Genomic DNA, 2,381 nt, shown 5'->3' with positions numbered 1-2,381 from the left:
CTGTATTGTTTTTGAGTAGTACTGGTTTTTCTCAAAATAATAAAGTTGAATTAGTGGATTACGTAGACAATTTTATTGGCGTGCGGGATGCTAATAGTAGTAATGTTATTGGTCCACAGTTACCTAATGCTGGCATAAATCCAAGTCCGCAAACCCCAGGTGGTGATAATAAATACGATATGGACTGCTATAATATCAATCAACCCATAAGAGGATTTGGTCAACTTCACGTGAGCGGTTCCGGATGGGGAAAATACGGGCAAATCTTTTTATCGCCACAAGTTGGTTTAGCCGTTGGAGAAACGGAACACGACTCGCCTAAAGAAAATGAAACAGCAACCGCTTATGAATATGGAGTAACACTTAGTCGCTATAAAATAAAAACAGAAGTAACACCAGCAACACATTCCGCTATTTATCGCTTTACTTTTCCAAAAACGGATAAAGCAAATATTCTATTAGACGTATCGCATCAATTAGGAGATATAGCAACAGGGATGCCTGAAAAGTATGTACATTTTATTGATGGTGAAGTTCAGTTCACTTCAAAAGATGGAGATGAAATGAAAGGGTACGGGTTGTACACAGGAGGATTTTCTGACGGGAATTATAAAATCTACTATTGCGCAAGATTAAGTAAAAAACCAGTATCAGTTGGTACTTGGTATAATGGTAGTATTTCCGAGGGTTCAACATTGCAAAAAGCGCAGAAGAAAATGGATCGTATCGGTGCTTACGTAAATTATAATACGAATGAAAGCGAGGAAATTTATTTGAAAATTGCCATTTCTTTTAAAAGTATTGAACAGGCAACTTCATGGCTTGATTTAGAAATACCTCAATGGGATTATAATCAAGTTAAACAACAAGCTCGTGACAAATGGAATGATGAACTTAACAAGTTAGTTGTTGAAGGTGGCACTGAATCAGAAAAACGAATTTTTTACACTGCTGCATATCATGCCTCTTTTCAGCCTAGGAACAAAACTAATGATACAAATATATTTGGCAAAGATGTCCCCGTGTGGGACGACCATTTGGCGGTTTGGGATACGTGGCGAACATTATATCCGTTGAAAGTGCTAACAAACCCTTCAATGGTAAGTGGTACCATTAATTCATTCATTGCCCGGCAAAAATTAAATGGCAGAGTTAAAGATGCGTATGTGGCTTTAACCGATAAGGATGATGATCAGGGAGGAGATAATATAACTAATATTATTGTTGATGCTTATGTTAAAGGTATTGAAGGTGTGGATTGGAAAGAAGCCTATAAACTCGTAAAATACCAGGCAGATAATGATAGAAAAGGCATCATGTATGGTAATAAGGTTGATAGTAGTGCCATGTACAAAAAATTAGGTTGGATTCCCGCAGGTAAAATGAGCTGTTCGGTAACACTAGAATATGCCTATAATGATTTTTGTGCTGCACTTATGGCTAAAGATTTAGGAACTAAAGCAGATTATAAAAAATATTTATCTCGAAGCGCACAATGGGTAAAACTTTGGAATCCTGAAGCTGAGAGTGATGGTTTTAAGGGTTTTATTGTGCCTAAAAAACTAAACGGTCCTTTCGTACCTATTGATATCAAAAAAGAATGGGGATCATGGAAAAATTACTTTTATGAAGGCAATTCCTGGACCTATTCCTATTTTATGCCTCACCAATTTGAAAAACTGGTAACGTTATCAGGAGGTAAAGATAAATTTGCTGAAAAGTTGCAATACGCCTTTACTAATAATCTGATCAATTATGGAAATGAACCTGCGTTCCTTGCTGTTCAATCCTTTCATTATGCTGATAGAACTGATTTAGTTTCTTATTATGTTCGTAAATTAATGAAGGAACGATTTTCAGAAGATGGTTGTATAGAGAATGAAGACAGCGGAGCGATGAGCAGTTGGTACATTTTTTCATGTATGGGATTTTTCCCAAATTCGGGACAGAACTTATATTATCTTACAGGTCCCACTTTTCCTAAAATAACACTAGAATTGGAAAACGGACAAAAATTAACCATTCTTGCAAATAACCTTTCTCCTGAAAATATATATATTCAATCGGTTAAAATAAACAGTAAGTCTTGGCACAAACCATATTTTACACATGATATGATAAAAAATGGCGGATCAATTGAATTTGTTATGGGAGATAAACTTGTTGCAAAAATTTAGAAAACAAAACGTAAGAATTGGTTAATTATCCATAATAAATGTTTGTAATTATTATTGATTAAAGAGTTCATTCAAAATGTTAGAACCCCTTATTTTCCTTTCCTCAGTTAAAGATTCGATTGATGATATTATTAAAATGACAGGCGTCTTCAAGTCATGAGATATACCATAAAAAAAGTCAAGTTAACCTAAAAATAAGAAATT

The 2,381-nt window shown here is 34.9% G+C and carries 1 protein-coding gene; it reads left to right on the top strand.

Going from position 1 to position 2,381, the window contains the following annotated elements; translation table 11 throughout:
- Positions 1 to 2,177 (top strand): GH92 family glycosyl hydrolase (locus A9996_RS19195; protein WP_157487267.1); only part of this gene is annotated, 2,177 nt, incomplete at its 5' end.
- Positions 2,178 to 2,381 lie beyond the last annotated feature (204 nt).

It is taken from the genome of Gelidibacter algens, from assembly GCF_001678675.1.
Classification (GTDB): domain Bacteria; phylum Bacteroidota; class Bacteroidia; order Flavobacteriales; family Flavobacteriaceae; genus Gelidibacter; species Gelidibacter algens.
Note: the sequence above shows the minus strand (reverse complement) of the source record. Positions and strands in the feature narration are given on the sequence as shown.